The 25,150-nt window shown below is 59.7% G+C and carries 28 protein-coding genes; 17 read left to right on the top strand and 11 right to left on the bottom strand.

Annotated elements, in window-relative coordinates; all coding sequences use genetic code 11:
* Positions 1-22: 22 nt before the first annotated feature.
* Together L1075_RS14365 and L1075_RS14360 are read right to left on the bottom strand one after the other, a co-directional pair.
* Entirely contained in the window at positions 23-919 is an 897-nt protein-coding gene (locus tag L1075_RS14365) for a HalD/BesD family halogenase (RefSeq protein ID WP_246942484.1), read from the bottom strand.
* 182 nt (positions 920-1,101) lie between these two features.
* Positions 1,102-1,986, bottom strand: coding sequence for a LysR family transcriptional regulator (locus L1075_RS14360; protein ID WP_246942482.1), 885 nt, complete (start codon positions 1,984-1,986; stop codon positions 1,102-1,104).
* An 86-nt stretch (positions 1,987-2,072) separates the two neighbouring features.
* Here L1075_RS14360 and L1075_RS14355 point away from each other — a divergent pair, with 86 nt between their 5' ends.
* On the top strand, positions 2,073-2,600 hold the full coding sequence (locus L1075_RS14355) for an ankyrin repeat domain-containing protein (RefSeq protein WP_246942480.1): 528 nt from the start codon (positions 2,073-2,075) through the stop codon (positions 2,598-2,600).
* An 86-nt stretch (positions 2,601-2,686) separates the two neighbouring features.
* Here the strand turns inward: L1075_RS14355 and glnK are convergent, their stop codons facing one another.
* The 3 genes from glnK to L1075_RS14340 all read right to left on the bottom strand — a co-directional run bounded on the left by glnK (position 2,687) and on the right by L1075_RS14340 (position 4,800).
* A complete protein-coding gene (gene glnK, locus L1075_RS14350; protein ID WP_011508453.1) occupies positions 2,687-3,025 on the bottom strand; it encodes a P-II family nitrogen regulator in 339 nt (112 codons plus the stop codon).
* 158 nt (positions 3,026-3,183) lie between these two features.
* Positions 3,184-4,434 carry an ammonium transporter gene (locus L1075_RS14345; protein ID WP_246942478.1) on the bottom strand — a complete coding sequence of 417 codons (1,251 nt, stop codon included), beginning with the start codon at positions 4,432-4,434 and terminating at the stop codon, positions 3,184-3,186.
* 27 nt (positions 4,435-4,461) lie between these two features.
* Positions 4,462-4,800 carry a P-II family nitrogen regulator gene (locus L1075_RS14340; protein ID WP_011508451.1) on the bottom strand — a complete coding sequence of 113 codons (339 nt, stop codon included), beginning with the start codon at positions 4,798-4,800 and terminating at the stop codon, positions 4,462-4,464.
* Positions 4,801-5,057: 257 nt separating this feature from the next.
* Between L1075_RS14340 and L1075_RS14335 the strand changes: the two genes are divergently transcribed.
* Both L1075_RS14335 and L1075_RS14330 read left to right on the top strand, forming a co-directional pair.
* A complete protein-coding gene (locus L1075_RS14335; protein ID WP_040240098.1) occupies positions 5,058-5,411 on the top strand; it encodes an accessory factor UbiK family protein in 354 nt (117 codons plus the stop codon).
* 157 nt (positions 5,412-5,568) lie between these two features.
* A complete protein-coding gene (locus tag L1075_RS14330) occupies positions 5,569-7,083 on the top strand; it encodes a YifB family Mg chelatase-like AAA ATPase (protein WP_246942476.1) in 1,515 nt (504 codons plus the stop codon).
* Here L1075_RS14330 and L1075_RS14325 read toward each other — a convergent pair.
* From L1075_RS14325 to L1075_RS14310, 4 genes are all read right to left on the bottom strand, one after another.
* The gene (locus tag L1075_RS14325; RefSeq protein ID WP_246942474.1) at positions 7,080-8,129 is read right to left on the bottom strand and encodes an Lnb N-terminal periplasmic domain-containing protein; all 1,050 of its coding nucleotides are present in this window, start codon (positions 8,127-8,129) and stop codon (positions 7,080-7,082) included. The genes L1075_RS14330 and L1075_RS14325 overlap by 4 nt on opposite strands.
* A gap of 2 nt (positions 8,130-8,131) precedes the next feature.
* Positions 8,132-9,241, bottom strand: coding sequence for an aminotransferase class I/II-fold pyridoxal phosphate-dependent enzyme (locus L1075_RS14320; protein ID WP_246942472.1), 1,110 nt, complete (start codon positions 9,239-9,241; stop codon positions 8,132-8,134).
* Between the two features lie 93 nt (positions 9,242-9,334).
* The gene (locus L1075_RS14315; protein ID WP_040240092.1) at positions 9,335-9,826 is read right to left on the bottom strand and encodes a hypothetical protein; all 492 of its coding nucleotides are present in this window, start codon (positions 9,824-9,826) and stop codon (positions 9,335-9,337) included.
* Positions 9,823-10,824, bottom strand: a complete 1,002-nt coding sequence (locus L1075_RS14310) for an alpha/beta hydrolase (protein ID WP_097021410.1) — start codon at positions 10,822-10,824, stop codon at positions 9,823-9,825. Before L1075_RS14310 ends, L1075_RS14315 begins: the two co-directional genes overlap by 4 nt.
* A 232-nt stretch (positions 10,825-11,056) precedes the next feature.
* Here L1075_RS14310 and L1075_RS14305 point away from each other — a divergent pair, with 232 nt between their 5' ends.
* The 3 genes from L1075_RS14305 (at position 11,057) to L1075_RS15890 (ending at position 14,507) form a co-directional block, all read left to right on the top strand.
* Positions 11,057-13,261 carry a malate synthase G gene (locus L1075_RS14305; protein WP_246942470.1) on the top strand — a complete coding sequence of 735 codons (2,205 nt, stop codon included), beginning with the start codon at positions 11,057-11,059 and terminating at the stop codon, positions 13,259-13,261.
* A gap of 227 nt (positions 13,262-13,488) precedes the next feature.
* Positions 13,489-13,905 carry a hypothetical protein gene (locus tag L1075_RS14300; protein WP_143748557.1) on the top strand — a complete coding sequence of 139 codons (417 nt, stop codon included), beginning with the start codon at positions 13,489-13,491 and terminating at the stop codon, positions 13,903-13,905.
* An 89-nt stretch (positions 13,906-13,994) separates the two neighbouring features.
* On the top strand, positions 13,995-14,507 hold the full coding sequence (locus L1075_RS15890; RefSeq protein ID WP_378111394.1) for a cytochrome b: 513 nt from the start codon (positions 13,995-13,997) through the stop codon (positions 14,505-14,507).
* A gap of 80 nt (positions 14,508-14,587) precedes the next feature.
* Here the strand turns inward: L1075_RS15890 and L1075_RS14295 are convergent, their stop codons facing one another.
* Positions 14,588-15,040 carry a DUF411 domain-containing protein gene (locus L1075_RS14295; protein WP_097021407.1) on the bottom strand — a complete coding sequence of 151 codons (453 nt, stop codon included), beginning with the start codon at positions 15,038-15,040 and terminating at the stop codon, positions 14,588-14,590.
* A gap of 307 nt (positions 15,041-15,347) precedes the next feature.
* Between L1075_RS14295 and L1075_RS14290 the strand changes: the two genes are divergently transcribed.
* The 7 genes from L1075_RS14290 to L1075_RS14260 all read left to right on the top strand — a co-directional run bounded on the left by L1075_RS14290 (position 15,348) and on the right by L1075_RS14260 (position 21,063).
* Positions 15,348-15,824 carry a cupredoxin domain-containing protein gene (locus L1075_RS14290; RefSeq protein ID WP_097021406.1) on the top strand — a complete coding sequence of 159 codons (477 nt, stop codon included), beginning with the start codon at positions 15,348-15,350 and terminating at the stop codon, positions 15,822-15,824.
* 9 nt (positions 15,825-15,833) lie between these two features.
* On the top strand, positions 15,834-16,499 hold the full coding sequence (locus L1075_RS14285) for a response regulator transcription factor (RefSeq protein ID WP_097021405.1): 666 nt from the start codon (positions 15,834-15,836) through the stop codon (positions 16,497-16,499).
* A complete protein-coding gene (locus L1075_RS14280) occupies positions 16,486-16,881 on the top strand; it encodes a hypothetical protein (protein WP_246942468.1) in 396 nt (131 codons plus the stop codon). Before L1075_RS14285 ends, L1075_RS14280 begins: the two co-directional genes overlap by 14 nt.
* A 130-nt stretch (positions 16,882-17,011) precedes the next feature.
* Positions 17,012-17,818: an ATP-binding protein gene (locus tag L1075_RS14275; RefSeq protein WP_246942466.1), complete on the top strand. Its 807-nt coding sequence runs from the start codon at positions 17,012-17,014 to the stop codon at positions 17,816-17,818.
* Between the two features lie 70 nt (positions 17,819-17,888).
* Positions 17,889-19,685, top strand: a complete 1,797-nt coding sequence (locus L1075_RS14270; RefSeq protein ID WP_097021404.1) for a copper resistance system multicopper oxidase — start codon at positions 17,889-17,891, stop codon at positions 19,683-19,685.
* Between the two features lie 9 nt (positions 19,686-19,694).
* Positions 19,695-20,459, top strand: a complete 765-nt coding sequence (locus L1075_RS14265; protein ID WP_224113345.1) for a copper resistance protein B — start codon at positions 19,695-19,697, stop codon at positions 20,457-20,459.
* A gap of 184 nt (positions 20,460-20,643) precedes the next feature.
* Positions 20,644-21,063 (top strand): PaaI family thioesterase, encoded by a 420-nt coding sequence (locus L1075_RS14260; RefSeq protein ID WP_246942464.1) that lies wholly within the window; start codon positions 20,644-20,646, stop codon positions 21,061-21,063.
* Positions 21,064-21,070: 7 nt separating this feature from the next.
* On the opposite strand, the gene L1075_RS14255 is transcribed toward L1075_RS14260, so the two are convergent.
* The gene (locus L1075_RS14255) at positions 21,071-21,454 is read right to left on the bottom strand and encodes a DUF423 domain-containing protein (RefSeq protein WP_246942461.1); all 384 of its coding nucleotides are present in this window, start codon (positions 21,452-21,454) and stop codon (positions 21,071-21,073) included.
* 182 nt (positions 21,455-21,636) lie between these two features.
* Between L1075_RS14255 and L1075_RS14250 the strand changes: the two genes are divergently transcribed.
* The 4 genes from L1075_RS14250 to trmB all read left to right on the top strand — a co-directional run bounded on the left by L1075_RS14250 (position 21,637) and on the right by trmB (position 25,062).
* Positions 21,637-23,118, top strand: coding sequence for an alanine/glycine:cation symporter family protein (locus L1075_RS14250; RefSeq protein WP_246942459.1), 1,482 nt, complete (start codon positions 21,637-21,639; stop codon positions 23,116-23,118).
* A gap of 56 nt (positions 23,119-23,174) precedes the next feature.
* On the top strand, positions 23,175-23,375 hold the full coding sequence (gene thiS, locus L1075_RS14245; RefSeq protein WP_040240072.1) for a sulfur carrier protein ThiS: 201 nt from the start codon (positions 23,175-23,177) through the stop codon (positions 23,373-23,375).
* A gap of 78 nt (positions 23,376-23,453) precedes the next feature.
* The gene (locus tag L1075_RS14240) at positions 23,454-24,254 is read left to right on the top strand and encodes a thiazole synthase (RefSeq protein ID WP_246942458.1); all 801 of its coding nucleotides are present in this window, start codon (positions 23,454-23,456) and stop codon (positions 24,252-24,254) included.
* Positions 24,255-24,312: 58 nt separating this feature from the next.
* Positions 24,313-25,062 carry a tRNA (guanosine(46)-N7)-methyltransferase TrmB gene (trmB, locus tag L1075_RS14235; RefSeq protein ID WP_246894383.1) on the top strand — a complete coding sequence of 250 codons (750 nt, stop codon included), beginning with the start codon at positions 24,313-24,315 and terminating at the stop codon, positions 25,060-25,062.
* Positions 25,063-25,150 lie beyond the last annotated feature (88 nt).

Here is a 25,150-nt window from a genome sequence, read left to right as displayed (position 1 = left end):
TGGTGACGTACGCGAGGCGGTGTTAGCCCATGAGCGCGTCGTGACGGCGCTGATTGTCAGCATCGATGTGTTGCTGGGTGACGCGACCGTAGATGCGCCGGGTGTGCTCCAGGCTACCCATCATGTCGGGCGTCTTGGCGTAGCCGAGCAGGGTGCACAGACGCTGCCCCTTGGCGGCGGCGACGCGGTGCATGGAGTAGCGCCCCTTGAAGAGCTGCAGGTCACCGGTGTTGAGCGTCAGCGATTCGACGTCGGTGTGGTCGCCCTCGAGCACGCGTTTCACGGCCGCGAAGTTCTCCTCGCCGGGACGGCGGATGCTGGGGGCGTATTGGAATTCGCCGCCTTCGTTGGGGCGCCGCGTCATCAGGCTGACGATGAATTCGTTGGTATCGAAATGCCAGGGCAGCTCGGTGTCGTCGGGCATCACGTTGATGACCAGCCCCGCGATGGGGTCGGCGAACTCGTAAATCACCGGCTCTTCGAGGCAATCGGCGACGAAGCGTTGAAAGTCGGGGTCGCGATAGAGCTGCTGGACGATGGCGTCCTCGGGGATCAGGTCGCGCGCCACGAAGCCATTGGTGTAGTGCTGGAAGAAGCGAGCGGGGTGATCCTCGGGCAGCGACGGATCGTCCGGCGTGACGTAGGGATTGACGTTGTTGTCCGAGTAGAACGCCTTGGGCGCCAGGGCCTCGCTTTCCTCGCGCAGCGGTTCGATGAGGTCCTCGCGGATGAACTTCGACAACAGGGCGCAGCCGTCGGTGCGTAGTTGATCGCGCACGCCCTCGACAGTGGCCCGGTAGGCGTCGCTATCGCGCTCCAGGATCGGATAGCGTTCGAGGTCGATGAAACGCGCCAGGGGATGATGCTCGGCGGTGACGTCCTGTGCGGTAGTTTGAGTTGCGAGCGTGGCCTGTGACATGAGATCGCCCTCCTGTGCGGTCGTTGATCGGGACTCGTTGGTTGGGAGCCGATGATTGGGAGTCCTTGATAAGGAGTAGCGATACGGTAAAAGGAGGGAGGGCGTGAAACTAATGAGAATGTCCGGCCATCTGCGACGAGATTCTTATCGATCGCGTGCGTTGTAGCAGATGGCGTCTTGTCTCAGTCGTCGGTGCGGTAGAGATGACGCAGTGTGGCGGCCATCGACTCGGCAGCGGCGGTGATGTGGGGCGTCTGCGTATAGGCCAGATACCAAGGGATGCGTGGCAGCTCGCCAGCCAGAGGGCGCATGACGACGTGCCCTGCCTGATGGGCATCTCGCGCGGCCCAGCGCGAGAGAATGCTCACGCCCTTGCCGGCGGCGACGAGTTCCAGGATCAAGGCCACCGACTCGATCTGTACCATGTGCGAAGGATAGACGCCGGCCGGCTGGAAGAAATGCTCAAATTCATGACCGGATTCGGGCGTGATGCTGTAGGTGAAATGTCGGCCTCGATCGAAAACCTCGGCGGGAACCGCATCGCTCTGTGCATAAGGATGCTCGGGCGGCAAAACGGCCACCAGCGGTTCCTCGAACAATAGCTGATGAGCGATGCCGCGCTGCGAGGGCACCTCGATCATGCAGATCATGTCGACCCGGTTGGCGAGTAGCGCCGTGGTCATGTCCGCCATGGGCAGGCGGACCAGATCGATGTCGCGCGCATGCTGGTCATAAAGATGTGGAATTGCCCGCGAGAAGGTGTCGTAAGGGCCGATGCCCAGGCGCAAGGCGGGTTCGGCCCGGCGTGCCAATTGCCACGCCTCGAGCTCGGCACTACGCAGGCGGGGTAGCACGTCGTGCGCGGTATCGAGCAGCCGCTCGCCCGAGGCGGAAAGCGTCAGTCGGCGTCCTTCGCGATGGAAAAGAGCGACGCCCAGGCGGCGTTCCATCTCCCGAATGCGATGCGTCGCCGCAGGCTGGGTGATGCCGATGGCGGCGGCAGCATCGTGCACGGTGCCGTGGGTGGCAATGGCGTCGATCAATACGTAATACTTGATATCCAGCATGGGACTCTCGGGTCTCTTGGAGGGTGACGCGTCGCGTGAAACGACATGCTACGCTCGATGCTAGATGCCACAAGGAGCACGACACGATGTCGGATGATAATGACACCGGCAACGCCGAGCTGGATGAGGCCACGATTCGCCTGGCCACGGAGATTTTCAATAGCGCGCGCAACGGCGAGGCGGAAAAGCTACGCGGCTGGCTGGCTCAAGGGCTGCCGCCCAACATGTGCAACGACAAGGGCGACAGTTTGTTGATGCTGGCCAGCTATCACGGGCATCTCGAGGCCACGCAACTGTTGCTCGAGCAGGGCGCCGATCCCGAGATGTACAACGACAACGGCCATCATCCACTCTCTGGCGCGTCCTTCAAGGGCGACCTGGCCATGGCCGAGCTGCTGGTGTCGCATGGCGCCTCGGTCAACGCCCGCTCTCCCGACGACAAGACGGCATTGATGTTTGCCGCCATGTTCGACAACGCCGAGGTCGTCGACTTCCTGCTGGCCCAGGGCGCCGACCCCAATGCCACCGACAGCCGTGGCATGACGGCACACGAACTCGCCTCGGCGATGGGGGCGACCAAGACGCCTGCGATGCTGCCCGGCGCTCATACCTAACGCCCATGCCCTGAACACGACAATGCCCCTGGCTGCGCAGGGGCATGACGAATCAGAGGCGGCTTCAGCCAGCTGGCTGAGTGCGCTTACACCGCGTCCTTGCCGGTTTCTCCGGTGCGGATACGGATGACCTGTTCGAGCGGCGAGACGAATATCTTGCCGTCGCCGATCTTGCCGGTGTTGGCCACCTGCGTGATGGCGTCGATCACCTTCTCGATCATGTCATCGTCGACGGCGACCTCGAGCTTGACCTTGGGCAGGAAGTCGACCACGTATTCGGCCCCACGATACAGCTCGGTATGACCCTTCTGACGGCCGAAGCCCTTCACTTCCGTGACGGTAATCCCCTGGACGCCGATCTCGGACAACGACTCACGAACGTCGTCGAGCTTGAACGGCTTGATGATGGCGGTCACCAGTTTCATCGTCTTTCTCCTCGCATCGTATATGCGGGTGGCGTATACCACCCTCGATTATGCCCAACGATCATGCTTTCAAGCATACACCGCTGGTCGCGGGATTAAAAAAGGCCCCCCGAAGGGGGCCAGGGGAGCACGCCAGCTCACTCGGTACGTCGGCTTGCTTACTTCTTGCCGACGGAAAACTCGGGATAGGCTTCCAGACCGCATTCGGCCAGGTCGACCCCTTCGTATTCTTCTTCTTCACTGACTCGCACGCCCATCGCGGCCTTGATGATCAGCCATACGATCAGGCTGGCGATGAAGCACCACAGGAAGATGGCGAGGGCGCCGATGATCTGAGCGCCGAAGGAGGCACTGGCATTGGTAAGAGGCACCACCAGAACACCCCACAAGCCGGCCACGCCGTGCGCGGAGATAGCACCCACCGGATCGTCGATCTTGAGCTTGTCCAGCGCTACGATGGAAACCACCACCAGCAGCCCGCCGACGGCACCGATGAGCGTGGCGCCCAGGCCGGTGGGGGACAGCGGGTCGGCGGTGATCGCGACCAGGCCGGCGATGGCACCGTTGAGCGCCATGGTCAGGTCCGCCTTGCGGAACCAGATCTTGGCGAGGATCAGCGCGGCAATCACCCCGCCCGCGGCGGCGGCATTGGTGTTGACCAGCACCTGCGCCATGTTATTGGCGGAATCGATGTTGGAGACCATCAGCTCGCTGCCACCGTTGAAGCCGAACCAGCCCATCCACAGGATGAAGGTCCCCAGCGTCGCCAGCGGCAGGTTGGCGCCGGGAATGGCGTAGATCGCGCCGTTCTTGCCGTATTTGCCCTTGCGCGGCCCGAGTACCAGCACCCCGGCCAGGGCCGCGGCCGCACCCGCCATGTGGACGATGCCCGAACCGGCATAGTCGGAATAACCCAGCTCGGCGAGCCAGCCACCGCCCCAGGTCCAATAGCCGGACGTCGGATAGATGATCCCGGTCATCACCACGGCGAAGGCCAGAAACGCCCAGAGTTTCATGCGTTCTGCCACGGCCCCGGAGACGATCGACATGGCGGTTGCGACGAACACCACCTGGAAGAAGAAGTCGGCACGGTTGGAATAATAGATATCCCCGTTGCTGCCCATTACCTGATCGACGGAGTTCTCGCCGCCGAGCAGAAAGCCCAGACTCGGCAGGAAGCCGCCAGCGCCACTGGAATACATCAAGTGGTAGCTGAACAGCAGATACATGGTGCAAGAGATGGCGAACAACACCACGTTCTTGGTCAGGATTTCCGCCGTGTTCTTGGAGCGGACCAGGCCCGCTTCGAGCATGGCGAAGCCGGCGGCCATCCACATGACCAGCACACCGGCGATCAAGAAATAGAAGGTGTCGAGCGCGTACGATAGCTGTGTAATATCTTCAGTCATTTATTGTGTCTCCCTTCAGCCCTTGCCTTAAACGGCGTCGGCTCCGCGTTCACCGGTACGGATACGAATGACGTCTTCGAGTGGCGTGACGAATAGTTTGCCGTCGCCGATCTTGCCGCTATTCGCGGCATTGCTGATCGCCTCCAGCACGCTTTCCAGTCGGTCTTCTTCCACGGCGATTTCTATTTTTACCTTGGGAAGGAAGTCCACGACGTATTCGGCGCCGCGGTAGAGTTCCGTGTGACCCTTTTGGCGCCCAAAACCTTTCACTTCCGTGACGGTGATACCTTGGACGCCGTTGTCGGCCAGCGCCTCGCGAACATCGTCCAGTTTGAAAGGTTTGATGATGGCGGTAATGAGCTTCATGCCAGTTCTCCCGTTGTCGGCTTTCGCCTCTCGGGACGTACGCAGAAGCCATGCCATATTGGCTTGTGTGCCATTAAAAACAGCCAGTTACGGGAGGGTGTGGAAACGACGCTGTGTGTAGTGCCCAAACATGGAACGCCCCTCGCCAGCTTTTGGTGCGTGTTGCTGACGGGCCTGCACCAATATGGCGCATGCGTATTTCGTCGGCCTTGCGTATGCTGTGGCGAGAAGGAAACGTTCAATCCGAGGGAACTCTCATGGCGACACACGACCTCTTCTCACGTCTCGCACAGCAAGTCGGCGACCGGCTCCAGGATGCCTCGCACGCGCCGGAAGACATCCAGCGCAGCGTCCAGGGTGTGATGCGCGGCGCCTTCGATCGCATGGAGCTGGTCTCGCGTGAGGACTTCGATATCTTGATGGAAGTGCTGCAGCGCACGCGCTCCCGGGTCGAATCACTCGAGGCGCAGGTCGCGGCATTGGAAGCGGCGCTAGAAGTGGGCCAGAGCGCCCCGGTGGCCGCCGCCGAAGGCGCCGAGCCGGCGACCGAACCCGACGCCAATGGCGACGCCGACGAGTCGAGCGCGTCCGACACCTCCCGCAAGAACTGATCGCCGCTCGATCACGAATGCCGTCTCGGTCGAGACGGCATCCGCCTTTTGCCTCTTTCTTGCCGATAGGCCCTCTCGCCGCCTTCCGCAGCGCGTGCGTTACCGCCGTCAATCAATTAGTGTATACGCATATTTTGATGTGACGGAAGGAGGCTGCATGGCGCTTGCCATCATCAATACGCGTGCCGGCTTGGGGCTGGAGGCGCCGAATGTGTTGGTCGAAGTGCACCTCACCAACGGCCTCCCGGGATTGGCGATCGTCGGACTGCCGGAGGCAGCGGTAAAAGAGAGCCGCGAACGAGTGCGCAGCGCCCTGATTAATGCCGGTTTCGACTTTCCCACGCGGCGCATCACGCTCAATCTCGCGCCGGCGGACCTCCCCAAGGAAGGCGGACGCTTCGATCTTCCCATTGCGCTGGGCATTCTGGTGGCCTCAGGGCAGATTCCCGGCGAGGCGGTGGCGGATCTCGAATGCCTGGGCGAGTTGGCGCTGGATGGCAAGTTGCGCCCCGTGCGCGGGGTGCTGCCGGCGGCCCTGGAAGCGCGTCGCGCCGGGCGTGCACTGTTGCTGCCCGAGAGCAACGCCGATGAAGCGGCGTTGGCCGGCGACCTGGACGTCCTCCCCGCCGCCGACTTGCCACAAGTCGTTGCCCACTTGCTCAAACAAGCGCCGATCACGCCGCACCAACTTGGTGAACGGCCTGCACCGCGCTTGGCTGAGCCCGACCTCGCCGAAGTGCGTGGCCAGCATCAGGCCCGGCGGGCGTTGGAAGTTGCCGCCAGCGGCGGCCACAATCTTCTGTTCGCTGGCCCGCCGGGTACCGGCAAGACCATGCTCGCCAGTCGATTACCCGGGATTTTGCCACCCCTCCAAGAAGATGAAGCGCTGGAAGTGGCCGCCGTGCGCTCGGTATGCGGCCTGCCGATCCTAGAACGCTGGGGGCAACGGCCGTTTCGTACGCCGCATCACACCGCCAGTGGTGTGGCCTTGGTCGGCGGTGGCGGCAAGCCACGCCCGGGGGAGATTTCACTGGCGCATCACGGGGTGCTGTTTCTGGATGAATTGCCGGAGTTCGACCGGCGTGTGCTGGAGGTGCTACGCGAACCGCTGGAATCGGGCCAGATCGTCGTCTCGCGGGCATTGATGCAGAGCTGCTTTCCCGCTCGCTTTCAACTCGTCGCGGCAATGAATCCGTGCCCGTGCGGACATCTCGGCGACCCGCGCAAAGCCTGTGTGTGCACGCCGGCCCAAGTGCAGCGCTACCAGGCCCGTATCTCGGGCCCACTGCTCGACCGTATCGATCTGCAGGTGGAAGTCCCCGCATTGCCCGCCGCACAACTCACCGAACAACGCAGCGGCGAAAGCTCCGAGGTCGTTCGCCAGCGTGTTCTCGCTGCGCGCCAGCGCCAAGCCCAGCGCGGCGCGCTCAACGCTTATTTACCCAGCAGCGCGCTGGAGGACCTCTGCGCCCTGGATGGCCAGGAACGCACCTGGCTGGCCGACGTGCTCAACCGCCTCAACCTCTCCGCCCGCGCCTATCATCGCGTGCTACGCGTCGCCCTGACGCTCGCCGATCTTGCCGAGGAGCCCCGCCCCCGCCAGCCGCAACTGATGGAAGCCATCGGCTATCGTCAGTTGGATCGGCTGATCGGTGGCAATGGAGGGGCTTAGTTGTCGGCGTCGTAGGAAGGCGTGTCGGTGCCGGGGATGCCCTCGCGAATGCGGGCGGAGAAGCCGTCGGCGCCGTTCGTTTTCAGGGCCTGGGCGTTGATATGCCCCTTGGCCTTGAGTTCGGCGAAGGGAACGCCGGGTGCCAACGCGCCGACGCTGTGCACGTACTCGGGCAGGTAGCCGGATAGCAGCAGTCGGTAGTCGAAGGGCAGACCGGGGACGATGCGCTTCATCATGGCGTAGACCAGCGTGGTGCAGTTGGAGGTCAGCGTGTTGTAGTAGTGCGGCTCGCGTTGTAACTGGTGGGCCTCGTCGAGGTAGGCGCGAAACAGATCCTGCATGACCGGCTTGGGCATCTGCACGCGATATAGATAGACGTCCTCGCCGCGCGTGTTGGTGCGCACGCGCACGATATCGCGCTCGTCGGCGGCGATGATGCTGACTTCGTATTCCTTGAAGAAGCCGCCCAAGGTGGAGAAGGCCTCACCGCGCTCCTTGCGTATCTCCACCGAGAACGTCAGGTAGCGCCCGTCGTCGAAGCCGAAGCTGACCAGCGTATGGGCGATGGCCGGCCCCATCCAGTAGGACACCAGCAGATCGACCGAGCGTAGCTGGTCCAGGTCGTAGTGGCGGGTTTCCCAGCGCTCATCGAAATCCTGCGGGGTGCGCCATTGGAAGTTACGCACGTTGTTGACGGTGACGCGGTTGTCGTCTTCTTGTGTGCCGCTGACGATATGCGCGACATCCGGCGCCCAGTCGCGCTCGGTGGCGGGTTGGATCGTCCACCACCAGATGCCGAGCACGAGGTACATGGCTAGATAGCCGAGTAGGGCGCGTGCCGGCCAGCCCTTGAGGAACAGCCCCATGCAGCATGCCAGCGCGGCGATGATCCACAGCCCCGCCACGCCGTAACGCAGCACGGTGGGACCGGGAAGGCGATACCACAGCGCCAGCACCGCCCAGCCGCTGCTGGCGACGATGAGCAGTGCCAGCACGCCGGCGATGAGCCAGTGCCATAGTGAGGCAAGCCAGCCGGGACGTGCCATGATCAGTGCTGTGCCTCGAGCGCGCGTTCCAGCGCGGCCAGTCGACCGGGCGCCAGGGCGTCCTCGAGCGTGCTGATGCGCAGCACGTGGCCCAGCGCGGGATGCGCGGGACGATGCACGAGCGTGCCGGCCTCGAGCAGTTCGCGATGGATGCGGGCGGCGAGCTCCGCCTCCGGCAGGCGCACGGCGATGAAGTTGGTGGCACTGGGCGGCACGTCAGCGCCGAGAACTCGTAGATGGCCGGCCAGTGCTTCGCGGCGGGCGATCACGTCGCGTACGTGCTGCGTGGTTTCCTCCGGGTGGTCGAGCACAGTCTCGGCGGCGGCCAGTGCCAGCGATGAGACCGCGTAATGAATACGCACCTTGTGCATCACCTCGATCAGCGCCGGTTCGGCGATGGCATAGCCGATCCGCAAGCCGGCCAAGCCGTGTGCCTTGGAGAAGGTGCGTAGGCGCACCACGCCGGGCCAGACTTCGCCTGCAGCGGGAGCGTCGGCATCGTCACGGAAGTCGTGATAGGCCTCGTCGAGCAACAGCGTGCAGTCCTCGGGCAGAGCATCGCGCAGCGTGAGGATATCGGCGTCGCTGTGCAGGTGGCCGCTGGGGTTGTCGGGATTGGCCAGGTAGACCACGCGGGCGTTATCGCGCACCGCGCGGTCGGCCAGGGCGTCGAGGTCCGGCGCCAGCACGCTGGGCGCGTCGTGATAGTCAACTTCGACCAGCCGACAGCCCTGACCCTCGGCGAAGTAACGAAAGGTGGGATAGGTACCCGCGCTGGCGATGACCGTGCTGTCGGGATCGCACAGCGTGCGCAGGGCGAGCGCCATCAGGCTGTCGGCGCCGGCATCGATGATCAGCGCCTCCAGTGGCGTGCCGAGCAGGGCATTCAGGCGTTGGCGTACATCCATGGCCTCGGCGTCGCCGTAGGCGCGGGCCAGGGTGGCGACCTCATCGCCAAAACGCGCCTTGAGCGCCTGGTGGGGCATGTCCAATCCTTCGTTGGAGCCCAGGCGATGCGGCACCTCACGGCCTAGCTTGCGTTCCAGCGCTTTGAGGCCGGGGAACGGATTGGACGGCCCGGAACGATCAAGGTGGCGAGCGTGACGCGACATGCGAGACTCCTGAAACGCAAAAGGCTCATTGTGCGACCGAGACGCGCTGGGCACAACGTGACACGCATACGTCCGATGCCTCGCACGCACGCATTACAACGCGCTGGCGTCCAGGGCTCCGGAGAGCGTGGCGCGCCAGCTGGGGGCGTCTTGGCCGGGACGGCGCAAGGTGATTTCCCACTGATAGGGACGCAACTCTCGATCGGAGAGGCGCAGTACGCCGTTGCCTTGGAGCCGACTCTCGAGTACCCAGTGATTGTCCGGCGCATCGTCGGCCAGCATGCCCGGCGTCCAATCGAGGACTTGGGGGCCCTCTGCCTGTGCCAGTAGGGCGCGGCCCAAGGTTTCGGTGAGTCGTCCCGGTGCGATACCCAGCGCTGGTGATACCGTCGGTGGTGCCAGCATCACCACCATATCCTGCGCTTCACCCGACCAGGGCGGCGATTCGAGCAGTGCCTCGGCGGCCTGGCTACTCATGCCATATACCGCCTGGCGCATGTCCTCGGGCGGGGCGTCGCCGAGCCCAGCGCATCCCGCCAACAGCAGGCAGAGTGCGATGATGCCAGCGGCGTGGGCATGCTTCATGGTGTTTCCTGCGGGCAAGGGTCGGCACTGGATAGCGCGTCGTGCGGGTCGAGCCGGCGCTCGTAACCCGCCAGGAAACCACTCAGTTCATGGAAGAGAGGGGTGCGAATCGGCTTGGCCTCGTTGACCAGATGATGACGGGCTTCCGGATGCCGATGGACATCGGCATTGGGGAATTTGTCCGTCAGCGTTTCCAGGTTCCACTGCCAGTCCACGGTGAAGTCTTGTTCGCCCTGGAGGATCAGCACCGGCAATTCGCTGGGCGGCATGGACATCAGCAGGGGGATCCAGTCGCGCATGGCGCTGACCCAGGTCAAGGCCAGGCGGTCCGGCTGCAAGGGGTCGCCGCGGCGCAGGAAATCGGCGAAGCCAAGATCGGTGGTGTTGGGGCGAAACCGGCGCGGCACCGAGCGCACGAAAGGACTGACCACACGGTGCAGCCAACTGGATTGCTGCCAGCCCCAGGGGCGCACCAGCGGTGCCAGTAGCGCCAGGCCGTCCCAGCGTGTCTGATGGCCGTGGGTCAGGGCGTCGGTGGCGAGAATCGACGCGCCGGTGCTTTGGCCGATGCCGATCCAAGGGCCATCGGCCAGGCCGAGACGCGTGACCTCCTCAGTCAGCGCGCTCAGGCAGCCGACATAGTCGCCGAAGTCGTCGATGGAAGCGCGCGCGCCGCTGGAGAGCCCGTGCCCCGGGAGATCCCACATCACCACGCGCCAGCCACGCGCCAGCAGCAGTTTGAGAAGATGGCGGTAGAGCCCTAGGTGATCGAAGTAGCCGTGCACGACGAACGCCGTGCCTTGCGGTTTGGGCGGGCTCCATACCTGAGCCCACAACTGAAACCCCCGAGCCTCGAAGAAGCCGGCATGTAGATCGGTATTCTCTGTCAACAGCGACGCTAAGCGATAGTGCTCGAGATAGGCATTCATAGCCGGCGACACGGGGCGTGCCATCGGCGTCAGCAGGCCTAGCTGTTTCAAGGGGGTAAAGTCGGTCATTCAATTCTCCCGGTGCGTTCCATGCTAGCGTCCGCGCGGTCCCCGAGGCTATAGGGAAGTGATTGCCGGGCCCATTTTTTCAGGTCTTGCACGGCATTTGTCAGCATTGGCATCGCTTTCTTCCGTGCCGAAAAACGACGCTCAGACCAATGGTGGAGATGACAGCGCGAGGATTTACGTCTAATTTGTGGAATTATTTTCCACGTTTGAGGCGACACCCGAGGAGAGCCGCATGACAGACCGTACGACACGCCATCGTTTGCAGGTGGCCAGCCAGCTCGATCGTTTCATCAACGACGAAGCTTTGCCCGGTACGGGTGTCGACTCCGAGGCCTTCTGGGCCGGGTTCGATGCCTTGGTCCACGACCTTACGCCCACCAATCAGACGCTACTGGCCGAACGCGAGCGGTTACAGGCTGAGCTGGATGCGTGGCACAAGGCTCACCCTGGCCCGGTGCAAGACATGGACGCCTATCGCGCCTTCTTGAAAAACATCGGCTATTTGGTCGAGGCGCCGGCGAAGGTGCAGGCGACGACCGCCCATGTCGACGACGAGATCGCTATCCAGGCCGGGCCACAACTGGTGGTGCCGGTGAGCAATGCGCGCTACGCGCTCAACGCCGCTAACGCGCGCTGGGGCAGCCTGTACGACGCGCTCTACGGCACCGATGTGATTCCCGAGACCGATGGCGCCGAGAAGGGTCAGGACTACAATCCCAAGCGTGGTGAAGCGGTCGTCGCCTATGCGCGTGGCGTACTCGATCAGGCCGCGCCGCTGGCCGAGGGCTCGCACGCCGAGTCGAGTGGCTACAGCATCCGCGACGGTAAGCTGGTGGTGCAGTTGCAGGGGGGCAGCGAGACGACGCTGGCGCGTCCCGCCCAACTGGTGGGTTATCAAGGCGAGACGGAAGCACCCACTGCGGTACTGCTGGCCAACCACGGTCTGCATCTGGAAGTGCAGTTCGACGCTACGCATCCCATTGGCAAGACCGATCCGGCGCACGTTAAGGACGTCCTGGTCGAAGCGGCGGTGAGTACGATCATGGATTGCGAGGACTCCGTGGCCGCAGTCGATGCCGAGGATAAGACGCTGCTCTATCGCAACTGGCTGGGGCTGATGAAAGGCGATCTCGAAGAGCGCTTCGACAAGGGTGGCAAGACCGTGACGCGGCGTCTCAATCCGGATCGCGACTACACGGCGCCGCAGGGTGGCCAGGTGCGTCTGCCCGGGCGCTCGCTGCTGTTCGTGCGCAATGTCGGCCACCTGATGACGACCCCGGCGGTGCTCGACGGCGAGGGTAACGAGATCCCCGAGGGCATACTGGATGGCGTAATTACCAGCCTGCTGGCGATCCACGACCTTAAAAAGCGCGAAGGTGACGCAAGTAACTCGAGGACGGGCTCGGTTTATATCGTCAAGCCGAAGATGCACGGGCCCAAGGAAGTCGCCTTCTCCAACAGCCTGTTCATGCGCATCGAGGACATGCTGGGCCTGCCGCGCGATACCCTCAAGATGGGCATCATGGACGAGGAACGTCGCACCTCGATCAACCTCAAGGCGTGCATCGCTGAAGCCGCCTCGCGCGTGGCATTCATCAACACGGGCTTTCTGGATCGCACCGGCGACGAGATGCATACCGCCATGGAAGCCGGTCCCATGCTGCGCAAGGGGGAGATGAAGGGCACCAAGTGGATTGCGGCCTACGAAAAGAACAATGTCCAGACCGGTCTGGCATGCGGTCTGCGCGGTCGGGCGCAGATCGGCAAGGGCATGTGGGCGATGCCGGAGCTGATGGCAGCGATGATCGAGCAGAAGATCGGTCATCCCCAAGCGGGTGCGACTACGGCTTGGGTCCCCTCGCCTACAGCGGCAGTGCTGCATGCGCTGCATTATCACCAGGTCGATGTCGCGACGATTCAGCGTGAACTGGAAGCCAAGCCGAGCGACGACCTGCTCGACGATCTACTCAGCGTGCCGGTGGTCAAAAGCGCGGCTTCGGGTGCTAACAAGAACCCGAGCTGGGCCGACGACGAGATTCAGCAGGAGCTGGATAACAACTGCCAGGGGATCCTCGGCTACGTGGTGCGCTGGGTCGAGCACGGTGTGGGCTGCTCCAAGGTGCCGGACATCCATGATGTGGGGCTGATGGAGGATCGTGCGACGTTGCGTATCTCCAGTCAGCACATCGCCAACTGGCTGCATCACGGCATCGTCAGCGAAGCGCGGGTGCGCGAGACGCTGGAGCGTATGGCCAAGGTGGTCGACGACCAGAACGCCCACGACCCCGACTATACGCCGATGACCTCGCACCTGGCGGAGTCCAGCGCCTTCCAGGCGGCATCCGACCTGATCGTCAAGGGACGCGAGCAACCGGCCGGCTACACCGAACCGCTGCTGCACCATTGGCGAGCGGTGCACAAGGCCAAGTTGGGTTGATCTGAACTGGGCGCCGAGGCTAACTCTTTCCTCGGCGCTCACCATCTGAGCCTGGCATCCCGCTTTCTGTCATGTCAGGCTTTTTGCCGATTTTGAACGCAAAAGTTTGGCGAGCTACGTCGCTCGTCAGGCTGCACATGGTTGCCGCATAGTGTAAGGGTGTTTTTAATACTCATTTCAGCTTTATGGGATATAAAGTATTTGTACCCAATGAAATGAGGTGTGCCATGAAAGTGAAAATGATTGCATTGACAGCTTTTATCTCCAGCGTGTTAGCAATTCCTGCTGTTGCGAGCGTTGGTCATGACGGTGGCGTTCCCGTGCTAGAAGATGGTATTTCATCGAGTCAGATGATTAGCAATGGCAACGAAAACCGATACACCGTGCCTATTGATAAGCCGACTACTTTAACAGTAACAAGTGAGCACTATGCTGGTAGCTCTAGCCGTGGAAACTATCTGAAGGCGGTGCTCTATGACGCATCAGGAGAAATGGTTGCCGCAGCGTCAGATCCTGATGGGCACTTTTCTCTTGTCAGGTCATTAGAGCCAGGAGATTATCAGCTTATGGTTACTGGAAGCACTACCATGGGAGGCGCTCATGAAAGTCGGAATATCTACCAACTCCACACCCAATATCAATAAGTGATGCATGGTAAATTAAGGGCCGGCTGATTGGGGTTGGCCGGTTCTTCTTGTAGTGTGCAATCCTAAAATAGCATGGGGTGTGGATAATGAAGGCAACGGACTCATATAAATGCTATGGTGTTGTTAGTCGCGTATTGCATTGGATAACTGCAATATTGGTCATTATACAGCTAGCCGATGTATATATGCGTAGTTGGGACCCCAAGAATATTTTTAGTCAGTATGTACAGCCGTGGCATATGACGATAGGGGTTTCTATTTTGGGGGTAATGTTGCTCCGCATGATCTGGTTGTTGGTGCAGAGAAAGCATAGGCCACGAAGTAGAAGTATAATGGTAAGGTTTGGGCATTTTAGTATATACGTTGTTCTGATCGCTATCCCGTTGAGTGGCTTATTGCAAGGTTATCCCGTTTTAGTTTTTGATACTCTTCTGACAAAAGGTCTTGACACAAAATGGGATACGATTTTTCAGGAGCTGCATGGCCCACTTGCTTATATACTGACAGCGTTGATTGCAGGACATGTGTTTATGGCGATATTGCATCGCCTAGTACATCGTGACGGAACTTGGGAAAAAATGATAGGGAAAAATCAATAGCTTTGGTTAAGAATTTGTCGTGTGTAAAAAAGGAGGGGAGATGCCCCCCTCTAAAAGCCAGGCTGCGATGAAAATATTTTCTAAAAAGTCATGAAAGAATGGTCTTTATTATTTTTAAATTCATAGATTTTAAAGGGTGCTTCTTGAGCCCCGGGCATGCCTGGGGATCCTTTCGGCATGCCGACAAGGCCAATGCCATTTATATCTGGTTGTTTAGAGAAAAGCGTTGCTAGTGCTTTCTTAGGAACGTGACCCTCGATCCAATACTTACCCATTTTAAGGGTATGGCATGAAGCCAAATTCTTGGGCACTTCTGCTCGCTTCTTGATGCTATCCAGCGCAACATCATCCACGATCGTGATCCTGACACCTTGCGTTTCAAGGTAATGTGCATAAGCTGTACAACAGTCGCACCTGGGGTCTTTGTAAAGAATTGCTTCATCAGGTAGGTCGTTTGCCGACACTGCCCCTGTTGCCAAGAAACTACATGCCAGTAGTGAAGCAAGGAGTTGTTTAATGCCTGTATCCTTCATGAGGCCCCCTGAAAAGGTACTTAATAAGAGAAGCAATGCTTAATCCAATAAGCAAAAGTAATGTTAGTGGCATAAGCCACCCTATCCATCCCATTGAGCCCATTAAAGCGAAACATTCTGAATTCATCATGAAAATCCTCTTGGCAGTGCTATCCTAAGGTAAAGAGTACAGCCTTTGTGTAGCCCAAAGGTCAAGCTGTAGAAATGATCATGGCTTGTTTGTTAGCAAACTAAGTAGATGTATTCAGGATCATTTCAGGTTGTGCCTCTATAAAGGGTAGACATCCACTTTTGTAGGAGAACACTGATGTATAAGAAGCATCTGGTATCAAGCCTTTTGGCAATCTCGTTGAGTACGCTGGCGGCGGCTTCCTGGGCCTCGGCCGGGCATGGAAATAGCGAAAAGGTGAGTGACGCTGACGTTGATCGCACCATCACGGTGGAAGCGGGAGACATGTGGTTTGATCCTGAGGACATTGAGGCCTCTACCGGGGAAACCATTAAATTCGAGATCACTAACACGGGTAGTATAGAACACGAGTTCACAATCGGAGACGAGTCTGCTCAAGAGGAACATCGTGATATGATGCAAGAAATGAGTGAAGGCGATGGGGGACACCATATGTCGGAAGGTGGTGATGGCATGGCTTCGGTGACCATTGAACCCGGTGAGACCAAAGAGCTGGTTTGGACAGCTCCTGACAGTGATAAAAGCTTAGAGTATGCCTGCAACATCCCAGGTCATTATGAGTCAGGCATGTATGGTAATGTTACAGTAAAATGATGTGAATATATGAGACTGTTGCTTCTCGAAGATGATGATCTGCTTTCCGAAAGCCTGGCGGAAAGCTTGAAGGACAACGGTTACCTCGTTGACGTGGCCGACTCTATAAAGGCGGCCACGTCGCTTGCGGCAACCGAATGTTATGAACTGGCTGTTGTCGATATTGGGCTGCCTGATGGTTCTGGGCTTGAATTGGTTGCACATTGGCATAAGCAAAATCGTGACATGCCTATTTTGGTTCTTACGGCAAGGGATACTTGGGAAGATAAAGTGTCTGGATTAGAAACTGGCGCAGATGATTATTTGACAAAGCCGTTTCATGAGGCCGAGTTATTGGCGAGACTTAAAGCATTGCTTAGGCGTCGCTCTGGTAGTGTATCTCAAATATTGACAGTTAACGGGGTTTCCTTAGATGAGGCTGGGCAGTCGGTTTGTACAGAAAGTCTTCCTTGGCGTTCGCTAACGGCAACTGAATTTCGACTGTTGCGTTATCTAATGCACCATCCCGATCGTGTGCATTCTAAAGATCATTTGCTCGATCAACTTTATGCGCTTGAACAAGATGCAGCTGAGTCTAATCTGGTGGAAGTGTATGTTGCCCGGCTGCGCCGGTATTTAGGTAAGGCGTTGATACAAACACGCCGCGGCCAGGGGTACTTATTTGTATCGCATTGATTGGCATAGCTTGCGGTTTCGCCTGCTAGCTTGGCTAGGAAGCGTGGCGCTTATAGTCGTGGTCGTGACATGGTTGATGCACGGCTTTTTTTTGGAAAGTATCGCCAAGGACTTTCTTGGTGAGCGCCTGCGTAGAGAGGCCGATCATGCTGTTTCTCAGTTGGGTGAAGAACGTTCCCTGGTCCCTGAGTCATTACAGTCTGTGAGCAAAAGTTATCAGGTTTTTCACCACCTGTATGTGCTGTCTATTGGCGATAGTGTTAGTGCCTCGGATCCGAAGTGGCAGACAAGACTTTCTCCACTGCTCGCAAGTGACCGTGATTCCTTGGTAGAAGTAGAAGAAGGGGGGGCGCCACTTACTGGTCTATCGTCGCCATTTTAGCTGGGAAGATAGTAACGGTGTTTTGCTTATTGGGGAAGACTTTTCACAAGTGGAGGCTGGGCTTGCAACCTTGCATTGGTGGGTGGGGGCGGTCGCAGGAGCCTTGTTAATAGTATTGATAGTGCTTAACATGTTGGCAGTCAATCGTGGCTTGAAGCCATTGAGGGAACTACGCGAACAACTTGATGCACTACAAGCGGGGCAGCGTCGGCGGTTCTCAGTATTGGTACCTTCCGAATTGAATGTCCTCGTCGAGCAGCTCAACCGTTTCATGGATGATATAGATTCACGCTTACAGCACTCGCGTGAGTCGGCGGCGAATCTTTCTCACGCGTTGAAGACGCCATTGGCTGCCGTGACACAGGTGCTTCGTGGGAATCGGCCAATTGATGATGATCGACGCCTCAAGTTGCTCGTAAGGATAGAAAGTATTAATGCTCAGCTTGATGCTGAGCTGCGCCGCTCTCGAATCGCGGGTCCCAATATGGGGAGGGTGACTCATTTAATGAACGATAGTCCTCGCCTTATAGATATGTTTCGTGGTCTTTACCCGGAAAAAGAGTTCCAAATAACGTATTCTAATGTTGACCGGGATCAGATACCCATAGAGCCCCACGACTTTTCGGAAATGCTCGGTATATTATTAGATAATGGAGGTAAATGGGCGAAATACTATATTTGCTGTGATATAAGGTTATTAACAGAAATGCTAGTGATAACCGTCGATGATGATGGCCCTGGTGTGGTGGAAAGCGATTTGCCTAGGTTGGGCGAGCGGGGCAAGCGTTTGGACGAGCGCCATCCGGGGTATGGCTTGGGGTTGTCCATCTTGACTCAGCTAGCTGCGCGCTATGCTGGATACGCACAATTTTCCCATAGCTCACTTGGTGGGTTGCGCGCTAAGGTGACGCTGACCTTGGCAGAGGGGGCGAGGTAACAGTTCGTTCAGTTTTGATTCAGCTTGTTCTGGCAGGATAGGGCCATGTAAAACCTAACGGGAGTTGTACATGGCACGCTCACCTGTTGTATCGCGCCCCTTCTCGCGCCGCCAGATATTGAAAGGGGGGGCTGCGCTTGGGCTGGGCTCCGCAGCCGCTATGGGCATGAGTCCTGCCTGGGCCAATCCCTGGGGGCGCACAAACGTCTATTCCAAAGGCGTTGAAGAAGGGCCAGAGGTGGCATTAGCCATTCGCCGTGAGTCCATTCCGATTGACGGCAAAGAGGCTCGCCCCTTTAGTATTAACGGCAGCAGCCCCGGCCCGCTGATCCGCCTTAAGGAAGGCCAGGACGCCGTATTACGCGTCACCAACCTGCTCGACGAACCCACCTCAATCCACTGGCACGGTTTGATTCTTCCTTCCGGCATGGACGGCGTGCCGGGCGTCAGTTTTGCCGGTATTGAGCCAGGCGAGACCTTTACCTACCGCTTTCCCGTACGCCAGAACGGCACCTATTGGTATCACAGCCACTCGGGCCTTCAGGAACAGGTGGGGCATGTGGGGCCGCTGATTGTTGATGCCGCCGAGCGTGAACCCTTCCGCTATGACCGCGAGCATGTGCTGCTTTTGACTGACTGGACTTTCGAAAATCCTGCGTCGGTATTTCGTAATTTGAAAACCATGGAAGGCTATTACAACTTCCAAGAGCGCACGATGGCTGATTTCTTTGCCGATGTTCGACGTGAAGGCTTTTCAGACACGGTGGAAATGCGCCGAATGTGGTCAAAAATGCGCATGAGTTCGCGGGATATCGCCGATGTGACTGGCAGCACTTACACTTACCTGCTAAATGGCCGCGCCCCCGAGGAGAACTGGACGGCGTTGTTCAAGGCGGGTGAGCGCGTGCGCCTTCGAGTGATTAACGGTTCGGCGATGTCGTATTTCGATGTGCGCATTCCCGGCCTGAAAATGACCGTGGTAGCCGCCGATGGCCAGCCAGTGCAACCCGTGCCTGTGGACGAATTCCGCATTGGTGTGGCCGAGACCTACGACGTGCTGGTCTCCCCCGAAGACGATCAAGCTTATACGATCTTTGCTGAATCAATGGATCGCAGCGGCTACGCCCGTGCCACCCTGGCCCCACGTGATGGCATGCAGGCTGAAATCCCCAAGCGCCGCCAAATTGCCGACCGCGGGATGGAAGGGATGGCAGCTGGCGCAATGGTGGGCATGAAAGGAATGGATCATTCCGGCATGTCCAGAGATGACATGGAGGGCATGGACCACTCCAATATGTCCGGCGGAGACATGGAGGGCATGGACCACGGCAGCGGCGACGGCATGGCGAAAGAAAAAGCCAAGACGCGCGAGAATGGCATGCTTGTGGCCGGTGAGGCCCAGCCGGGCTCACGCTATGGCGAGGCAGGCATCGGCATCGACCCCGACGAGCGCCGTATGCTGGTCTACCGCGACCTGAAAGCCTTCACCCCATGGCCTGACCGGCGCGGCCCCGGCCGCGAGCTGGAGCTGCATTTGACCGGCAACATGGAACGCTACATGTGGTCGTTCGATGGCAAGAAATTCAGCGAAGTCTCAGGCCCTATCCACTTTGAAAAGGATGAGCGTCTGCGCCTGATCTTGATCAATGACACCATGATGGAGCACCCCATTCATCTTCACGGTATGTGGATGGAGCTGGAAAACGGCCAGGGTGAGTTAATTCCACGCAAGCATACCCTGAACGTGAAGCCCGGTGAGCGGGTCTCCGCGCTTATCACGGCAGATGCGGAAGGAAGCTGGGCTTTTCACTGTCACCTTCTTTACCACATGGAAGCTGGCATGTTCCGCGTTGTTCAGGTTTCTTGAGGAGGCAGTATGAAGATAAAACTTTACCTCGTGGGTGTGAGTGCGGCATTCATCTTTGCTTCCTTGGCTAAAGCTGATGATGGTTACGATGCTCCTGATGGCTGGCCATCCCCTATCGTGGAGCATAATCAAGGCACGGCACAATTTGATCGGCTTGAATATAGTATTCCGGAGAATGGTAAGGATGCCATGGTATGGGACTTCCAGGGGTGGTACGGCAGCGACGTTAACCGTATGTACGTAAAATCGGAAGGTGAAAATATTCAGGGAGACGGTGAAGACGCCGAGTTTGAGTCCCTGGAGCTACTCTATAGCCGGTTGATTGCCGATTTTTGGGAGCTGCAGGGTGGCGTGGGTTACCAAGGGGGTGTGTTCTCTGATGATCATGAAGAGCGAACCTACGGTGTCGTTGGGTTGCAAGGGGTTATGCCATATGAAATTGAGACCGATGTAGCCTTGCAAGTGAGTGACGAAGGAGATGTATCCGCTAGTTTCGAGGGAGAATATGACTTTCGACTTACTCAGCGACTCTATGTACAGCCACGCACGGAAATCGCCATGGCCGCCAATGAAGTCGAAGAATTTGGCGTGGGCGAAGGGCTGAACTCCGTGCGTGTCGGCATGCGTTTGGGTTATGAGGTGACCCGCCGCGTCGCGCCTTACGTAGGCGCTTACTGGGAAAAAGAGTATGGCGATACTGCTGATTTGTCCCGTGAGGGTGGGGAGAGTACCGAAGATACCGGCGTAGTTGCGGGCGTCAGGTTAATCTTATAAGCCATCCGGCGGATTCAGGGTAATGTCAGGTGGTGTTGTAGGAGGTGCATGAGCTCTGGCGCAAATCCGTTTTAGGAGAAGGTGAGACGGTGAGGGCCGCACGGTAGTGTGTGTTCGGGTGATGTTGCGCTATCTTGACCACTGCGCCGCCGTCTCGAGCACCGTTGCCAGGGGAGAACTTGCCATGACCGTGATGACCGCCGCCGCCATCGAGGAATTTCTCGACGAGGTCTTTCCGCACCGCCAGGGCACCATCGAAGGGGTGGGCGAGATGCGCGCGACCATGAGCCTGGCCATCGAGGATGAGCACTTGCGGCCCGGGGGCTGCATTTCGGGGCCGACGCTGATGGGGCTGGCGGACGTCTGCCTGTACGTGGCGATTCTGGCCCAGATCGGCCCGGAGCCGATGGCGGTGACCACGGACTTCAACTGCCATTTCCTGCGCCGCGCCCGCGGCGACCGCGATCTCATCGCCAATGCACACGTCGTCAAGCTGGGCCAGCGCCTGGCGGTCGGCGAGGTGCACTTGTTTTCCGCCGACGACGAGGAACCGGTGGCCACCGTCACCGCAACCTATGCGCTGCCCGATCAGGACGATGACTGACGTCGGTTCAATCAGCGGGGCGCTGACGCCAGGCGCATATCGCTAACGTCAGCCAGCCGGCCATCAGCAACAGTCCACCGAGCGGCGTGATGGGCCCCAGCCAATGGGCGCCGGTCAGGGCCAGTAGGTACAGCGAGCCGGAAAACGCCGCCATCCCCATGCTCCATAGCCAGAGCACTGCCCGCTGCCCTTTAAGCGGTTGCTGCGCCCGCCAGATGAGTACCGCCATGGCGGCCAGGGTGTGCCAGGCCTGGTAACGCACGCCGGTGTCGAAGGCGTCGAGTCGTGTGGGCGTGAGCGTGCCGCCCAGCGCGTGGGCGCCGAACGCGCCCGCCATGACCACCACCAAGCCGCTTAAGGCGACGAGTGTCCATCCACGACGCTTGTGCATATTGCATCCCATGCCGCTGACCTATGCTGAAACGGTGAGTGAACGCCGGAACGTCATCCCGGGGCTCAGTATCGCCGCGCTGGCGCTTACCCTATGGCGTCGCTTACGCCATGACAAGCTTCTCGGGATGGCGTATCGTCGCGGCCTTGCCGATCTCAAGAATCATAATGGAGCATTAATCCATGGACTCTCTCGCCAGTCTCGTCGCACCGCTGCACGATGCTATCTACGCGGTGATGACCCCTGTCAGCGATTTCATCTGGTCGTATATTCTCGTTTATCTCTTGTTAGGCGCGGGGGTGTTGTTCACCGTGCTGACGCGTGGCATGCAGTTTCGGCTGTTCGGTCACATGGCGCGCGTGACTTTCAATAGCCGTGGCGCGGGCGAAGGCGTCAGCGGGTTCCAGGCATTTGCCACGTCGCTGGCGGCGCGCGTGGGCACCGGGAACTTGGCTGGTGTGGCCATCGCGTTGTGGATCGGCGGCCCGGGGGCGATCTTCTGGATGTGGATCACCGCGCTGGTCGGGTTCGCCACCTCGTTCGTCGAGTCGACCCTGGCGCAGGTCTACAAGAAGCGCCACGAAGACGGTGTGTACCGCGGCGGTCCCGCCTACTATATCGAGCGCACGCTCGGCTGGCGTTGGATGAGTCTGCTGTTCGCCTTCTTTCTGCTGGTGGCCTATGGTCTGGCATTCAACGGCGCCCAGGCCAACACCATCGCCCAGGGCATGAACCAGGCTTTCGGCATGCCCAATTGGGTCACCGGTTTGATTTTGGTCGGTGTCGTGGCCGTGGTCATCTATGGCGGGCTAAAGTCCATCGCGCGCACGGCGGAGAAGATCGTGCCGATCATGGCCATCGCCTACTTGCTGGTGGCGCTGGTGGTGCTGGCGCTCAACATCACCGCAGTGCCGGATATGCTGGCGCTGATCGTCAAGAGTGCCTTCGGCTATGGGCCCGCAGTGGGTGGCGCGGCCGGCTATGCCATCAAGACGGCGATGGAGAACGGCATCAAGCGTGGCCTGTTTTCCAATGAGGCCGGCATGGGCTCGGCGCCTAATGCGGCGGCCCAGGCCAACGTCAAGCATCCTGCCGCGCAGGGCTTGGTGCAGTCGTTCGGCGTGTTCGTCGATACCCTGGTCATCTGCAGCTGCACGGCGGTGGTGATCCTGCTTTCCGGCGTCTACGAGAAGTTGATGGCCAATTCGCCGGGACAGGACATCGTCGGCATCCAGCTCACCCAGGATGCGATGGCGGATCACTTCGGCGGCTTCGGTGAGGTCTTCATCGCCGTGGCGATTTTGCTGTTCGCCTTCACCTCGATCATTGCCAACTTCTCGTTCGCCACGGTCAATATCGAGTACATGTTCAAGCGCCATGCCAAGGGCGCGGTACAAGCGTTGCGCCTGGCCGTGCTGGCCATGGTGATGATCGGCTCGGTGTCGCAACTAACCTTCGTATGGGACTTCGCCGATCTGTCCATGGGGCTGATGGCGACCACCAACCTGATCGCGATCCTGATCCTGGCGCCGATCGCCATGCGTGTGCTCAAGGACTACGAGCGCCAGCGTCGCGAAGGCGTCAAGGAGCCGCGCTTCGACCCCAAGATCCTCAAGCGCCCCGACCAGGTAGATGACGACGTATGGCCGTCCAAGGATTCTTGAACACGGCATTTGGCGTTATAATGGCGGTCTCTCCCCACCTAACGTGAGAGGCCGCCATGCACATTCAGCTCAACGGCGATCATCGCGAGCTCGCGTCCCAGCTGACGATCAGTGAGTTGATCGATCAGCTTGCACTGACCGGGCGCCGCATCGCCGTCGAAGTCAACGAGGAAATCGTGCCGCGCAGCCAGCATGCCGAGACGCGCCTGTCCCCGGGCGACCGTGTGGAAATCGTGCATGCCATCGGCGGCGGCTGATGTTACTCGCTCGCCGACGCGCGGAGCCACTAAGCGGCCACCCGCGTCGGCGGCTCCCTTTACGCCAGGAGGTTCGTCATGTCCGCTGAGCAGCGCCAGGACATCCCATTGACCGTCGCCGGTCGCGTCTTCTCATCACGCCTGCTGGTGGGTACCGGCAAATACCGGGATTTCGACGAGACCGCCGCCGCCGTCGAGGCGAGTGGCACCGAGCTCGTCACCGTCGCGGTGCGCCGCACCAACTTGGGCCAGAATCCCGATGAGCCCAACCTGCTCGACGCTGTGCCGACGAGCCGTTACACGATCCTGCCCAACACGGCGGGTTGCTATACCGCCAAGGACGCGGTGCGGACCTGCAAGCTGGCACGCGAGCTGCTCGACGGCCACAACCTGGTCAAGCTCGAGGTGCTGGGCGACGATGGCACGCTTTACCCCAATGTGGTCGAGACTCTCAAGGCCGCGGAGACGCTGGTCAACGACGGTTTCGATGTCATGGTCTACACCAGTGATGATCCCATCGTCGCCAAGGAGTTGGAGCGCATCGGCTGTTGCGCGGTGATGCCGCTGGGCTCATTGATCGGCTCGGGGCATGGCCTGTTCAATCCGGCAACGCTTGAGATCATCCTCGGCAATGCCGAGGTACCGATTCTCGTCGATGCCGGTATCGGCACGCCCTCGGATGCTGCGCTGGCCATGGAAATGGGCTGCGCCGGCGTGCTGATCAATTCTGCCATCGCCAACGCACGACACCCGGTGCGCATGGCGCATGCCATGAAACTGGCGGTGGAGGCAGGGCGTGAGGCGTATCTTGCCGAACGCATGCCACGCCGGGCATCGGCGAGCCCGTCATCGCCCTTCGCCGGGCGCATCAACGCTTGAACCTTATCGCGGCCCGCACGGCCTGCTTCGCTACTTGATCGACAACGCAGACTTGCCCATGAGTGATTCACCATCGTCTTCCCCCGAGAACGCCCCTGAGGCGGGCTCGGCGTCATCCTCGCGGGCGCCGCGGGGTATCAAGAGTTATGTACTGCGTGCCGGGCGCATGACCGTTGCCCAGTCGCGGGGGCTCGAAGAGGTCTGGCCACGCCTGGGGCTAAGCGTGGCCGATGGCCGCCAGTCGCTGGAGACGCTGTTCGGCCGGCAGGCGCCTTGTGTCGTGGAGATCGGCTTTGGCATGGGTCAGTCGCTGGTCGAGCAAGCCGCCGCACATCCCGAGACCGACTTCATCGGCATCGAGGTGCATGCGCCGGGTGTTGGCAAGCTGCTCGACGAAGCGGATAAGCGCGGCCTGACCAACCTGCGCGTGTACCGCGAGGACGCGTTGGAAGTGCTCGGTAAGTGTCTACCCGAGTCGAGCCTGACGGGGCTGCAACTGTTCTTCCCTGACCCCTGGCCGAAGAAGAAGCATCACAAGCGGCGCATCGTGCAGCCGGCCTTCGTCGAACTGGTACGCACGCGTCTGGCGCCTGGCGGATATTTGCACATGGCGACCGATTGGGAAGCCTACGCCGAACACATGGTCGAGGTCATGGAGGCGGCGCCGGGCTATCGCAACACGGCGTCTGCCGAGAGCGCGCCCTATGTGCCGCGACCGGAATTCCGCCCGTTGACCAAGTTCGAGAGCCGTGGCGAAAAGCTTGGCCATGGGGTCTGGGATCTGATCTATGCCCGTGAGGATGGATGAGCGCACGTTGCAGCACCGCTCTTACAGCACGCGTTCAACACAGAAGGCTGACTCCCTCGAAAACCGCTGTTCGCAGCGGTTTTTTCGA

The organism is Chromohalobacter beijerinckii (assembly GCF_023061185.1).
In the GTDB taxonomy this organism is placed as follows: domain Bacteria; phylum Pseudomonadota; class Gammaproteobacteria; order Pseudomonadales; family Halomonadaceae; genus Chromohalobacter; species Chromohalobacter beijerinckii.
Note: the sequence above shows the minus strand (reverse complement) of the source record. Positions and strands in the feature narration are given on the sequence as shown.

What these genes read in the sequence shown, in the direction of transcription:
- L1075_RS14275 (WP_246942466.1), top strand. Translation starts at nt 17,012, where the DNA reads ATGTTGGCAGTCAATCGTGGCTTGAAGCCATTGAGGGAACTACGCGAA.
- L1075_RS14290 (WP_097021406.1), top strand. Translation starts at nt 15,348, where the DNA reads ATGTATAAGAAGCATCTGGTATCAAGCCTTTTGGCAATCTCGTTGAGT.
- glnK (WP_011508453.1), bottom strand. Translation starts at nt 3,025, where the DNA reads ATGAAACTGGTGACCGCCATCATCAAGCCGTTCAAGCTCGACGACGTT.
- L1075_RS14250 (WP_246942459.1), top strand. Translation starts at nt 21,637, where the DNA reads ATGGACTCTCTCGCCAGTCTCGTCGCACCGCTGCACGATGCTATCTAC.
- L1075_RS15890 (WP_378111394.1), top strand. Translation starts at nt 13,995, where the DNA reads ATGAAGGCAACGGACTCATATAAATGCTATGGTGTTGTTAGTCGCGTA.
- L1075_RS14255 (WP_246942461.1), bottom strand. Translation starts at nt 21,454, where the DNA reads ATGCACAAGCGTCGTGGATGGACACTCGTCGCCTTAAGCGGCTTGGTG.
- L1075_RS14340 (WP_011508451.1), bottom strand. Translation starts at nt 4,800, where the DNA reads ATGAAGCTCATTACCGCCATCATCAAACCTTTCAAACTGGACGATGTT.
- L1075_RS14240 (WP_246942458.1), top strand. Translation starts at nt 23,454, where the DNA reads ATGTCCGCTGAGCAGCGCCAGGACATCCCATTGACCGTCGCCGGTCGC.
- L1075_RS14305 (WP_246942470.1), top strand. Translation starts at nt 11,057, where the DNA reads ATGACAGACCGTACGACACGCCATCGTTTGCAGGTGGCCAGCCAGCTC.
- L1075_RS14330 (WP_246942476.1), top strand. Translation starts at nt 5,569, where the DNA reads ATGGCGCTTGCCATCATCAATACGCGTGCCGGCTTGGGGCTGGAGGCG.
- L1075_RS14325 (WP_246942474.1), bottom strand. Translation starts at nt 8,129, where the DNA reads ATGGCACGTCCCGGCTGGCTTGCCTCACTATGGCACTGGCTCATCGCC.
- L1075_RS14295 (WP_097021407.1), bottom strand. Translation starts at nt 15,040, where the DNA reads ATGAAGGATACAGGCATTAAACAACTCCTTGCTTCACTACTGGCATGT.
- L1075_RS14335 (WP_040240098.1), top strand. Translation starts at nt 5,058, where the DNA reads ATGGCGACACACGACCTCTTCTCACGTCTCGCACAGCAAGTCGGCGAC.
- L1075_RS14360 (WP_246942482.1), bottom strand. Translation starts at nt 1,986, where the DNA reads ATGCTGGATATCAAGTATTACGTATTGATCGACGCCATTGCCACCCAC.
- L1075_RS14315 (WP_040240092.1), bottom strand. Translation starts at nt 9,826, where the DNA reads ATGAAGCATGCCCACGCCGCTGGCATCATCGCACTCTGCCTGCTGTTG.
- L1075_RS14300 (WP_143748557.1), top strand. Translation starts at nt 13,489, where the DNA reads ATGAAAGTGAAAATGATTGCATTGACAGCTTTTATCTCCAGCGTGTTA.
- L1075_RS14320 (WP_246942472.1), bottom strand. Translation starts at nt 9,241, where the DNA reads ATGTCGCGTCACGCTCGCCACCTTGATCGTTCCGGGCCGTCCAATCCG.
- L1075_RS14270 (WP_097021404.1), top strand. Translation starts at nt 17,889, where the DNA reads ATGGCACGCTCACCTGTTGTATCGCGCCCCTTCTCGCGCCGCCAGATA.
- L1075_RS14310 (WP_097021410.1), bottom strand. Translation starts at nt 10,824, where the DNA reads ATGACCGACTTTACCCCCTTGAAACAGCTAGGCCTGCTGACGCCGATG.
- L1075_RS14285 (WP_097021405.1), top strand. Translation starts at nt 15,834, where the DNA reads ATGAGACTGTTGCTTCTCGAAGATGATGATCTGCTTTCCGAAAGCCTG.
- L1075_RS14265 (WP_224113345.1), top strand. Translation starts at nt 19,695, where the DNA reads ATGAAGATAAAACTTTACCTCGTGGGTGTGAGTGCGGCATTCATCTTT.
- L1075_RS14345 (WP_246942478.1), bottom strand. Translation starts at nt 4,434, where the DNA reads ATGACTGAAGATATTACACAGCTATCGTACGCGCTCGACACCTTCTAT.
- L1075_RS14355 (WP_246942480.1), top strand. Translation starts at nt 2,073, where the DNA reads ATGTCGGATGATAATGACACCGGCAACGCCGAGCTGGATGAGGCCACG.
- thiS (WP_040240072.1), top strand. Translation starts at nt 23,175, where the DNA reads ATGCACATTCAGCTCAACGGCGATCATCGCGAGCTCGCGTCCCAGCTG.
- L1075_RS14260 (WP_246942464.1), top strand. Translation starts at nt 20,644, where the DNA reads ATGACCGTGATGACCGCCGCCGCCATCGAGGAATTTCTCGACGAGGTC.
- L1075_RS14365 (WP_246942484.1), bottom strand. Translation starts at nt 919, where the DNA reads ATGTCACAGGCCACGCTCGCAACTCAAACTACCGCACAGGACGTCACC.
- trmB (WP_246894383.1), top strand. Translation starts at nt 24,313, where the DNA reads ATGAGTGATTCACCATCGTCTTCCCCCGAGAACGCCCCTGAGGCGGGC.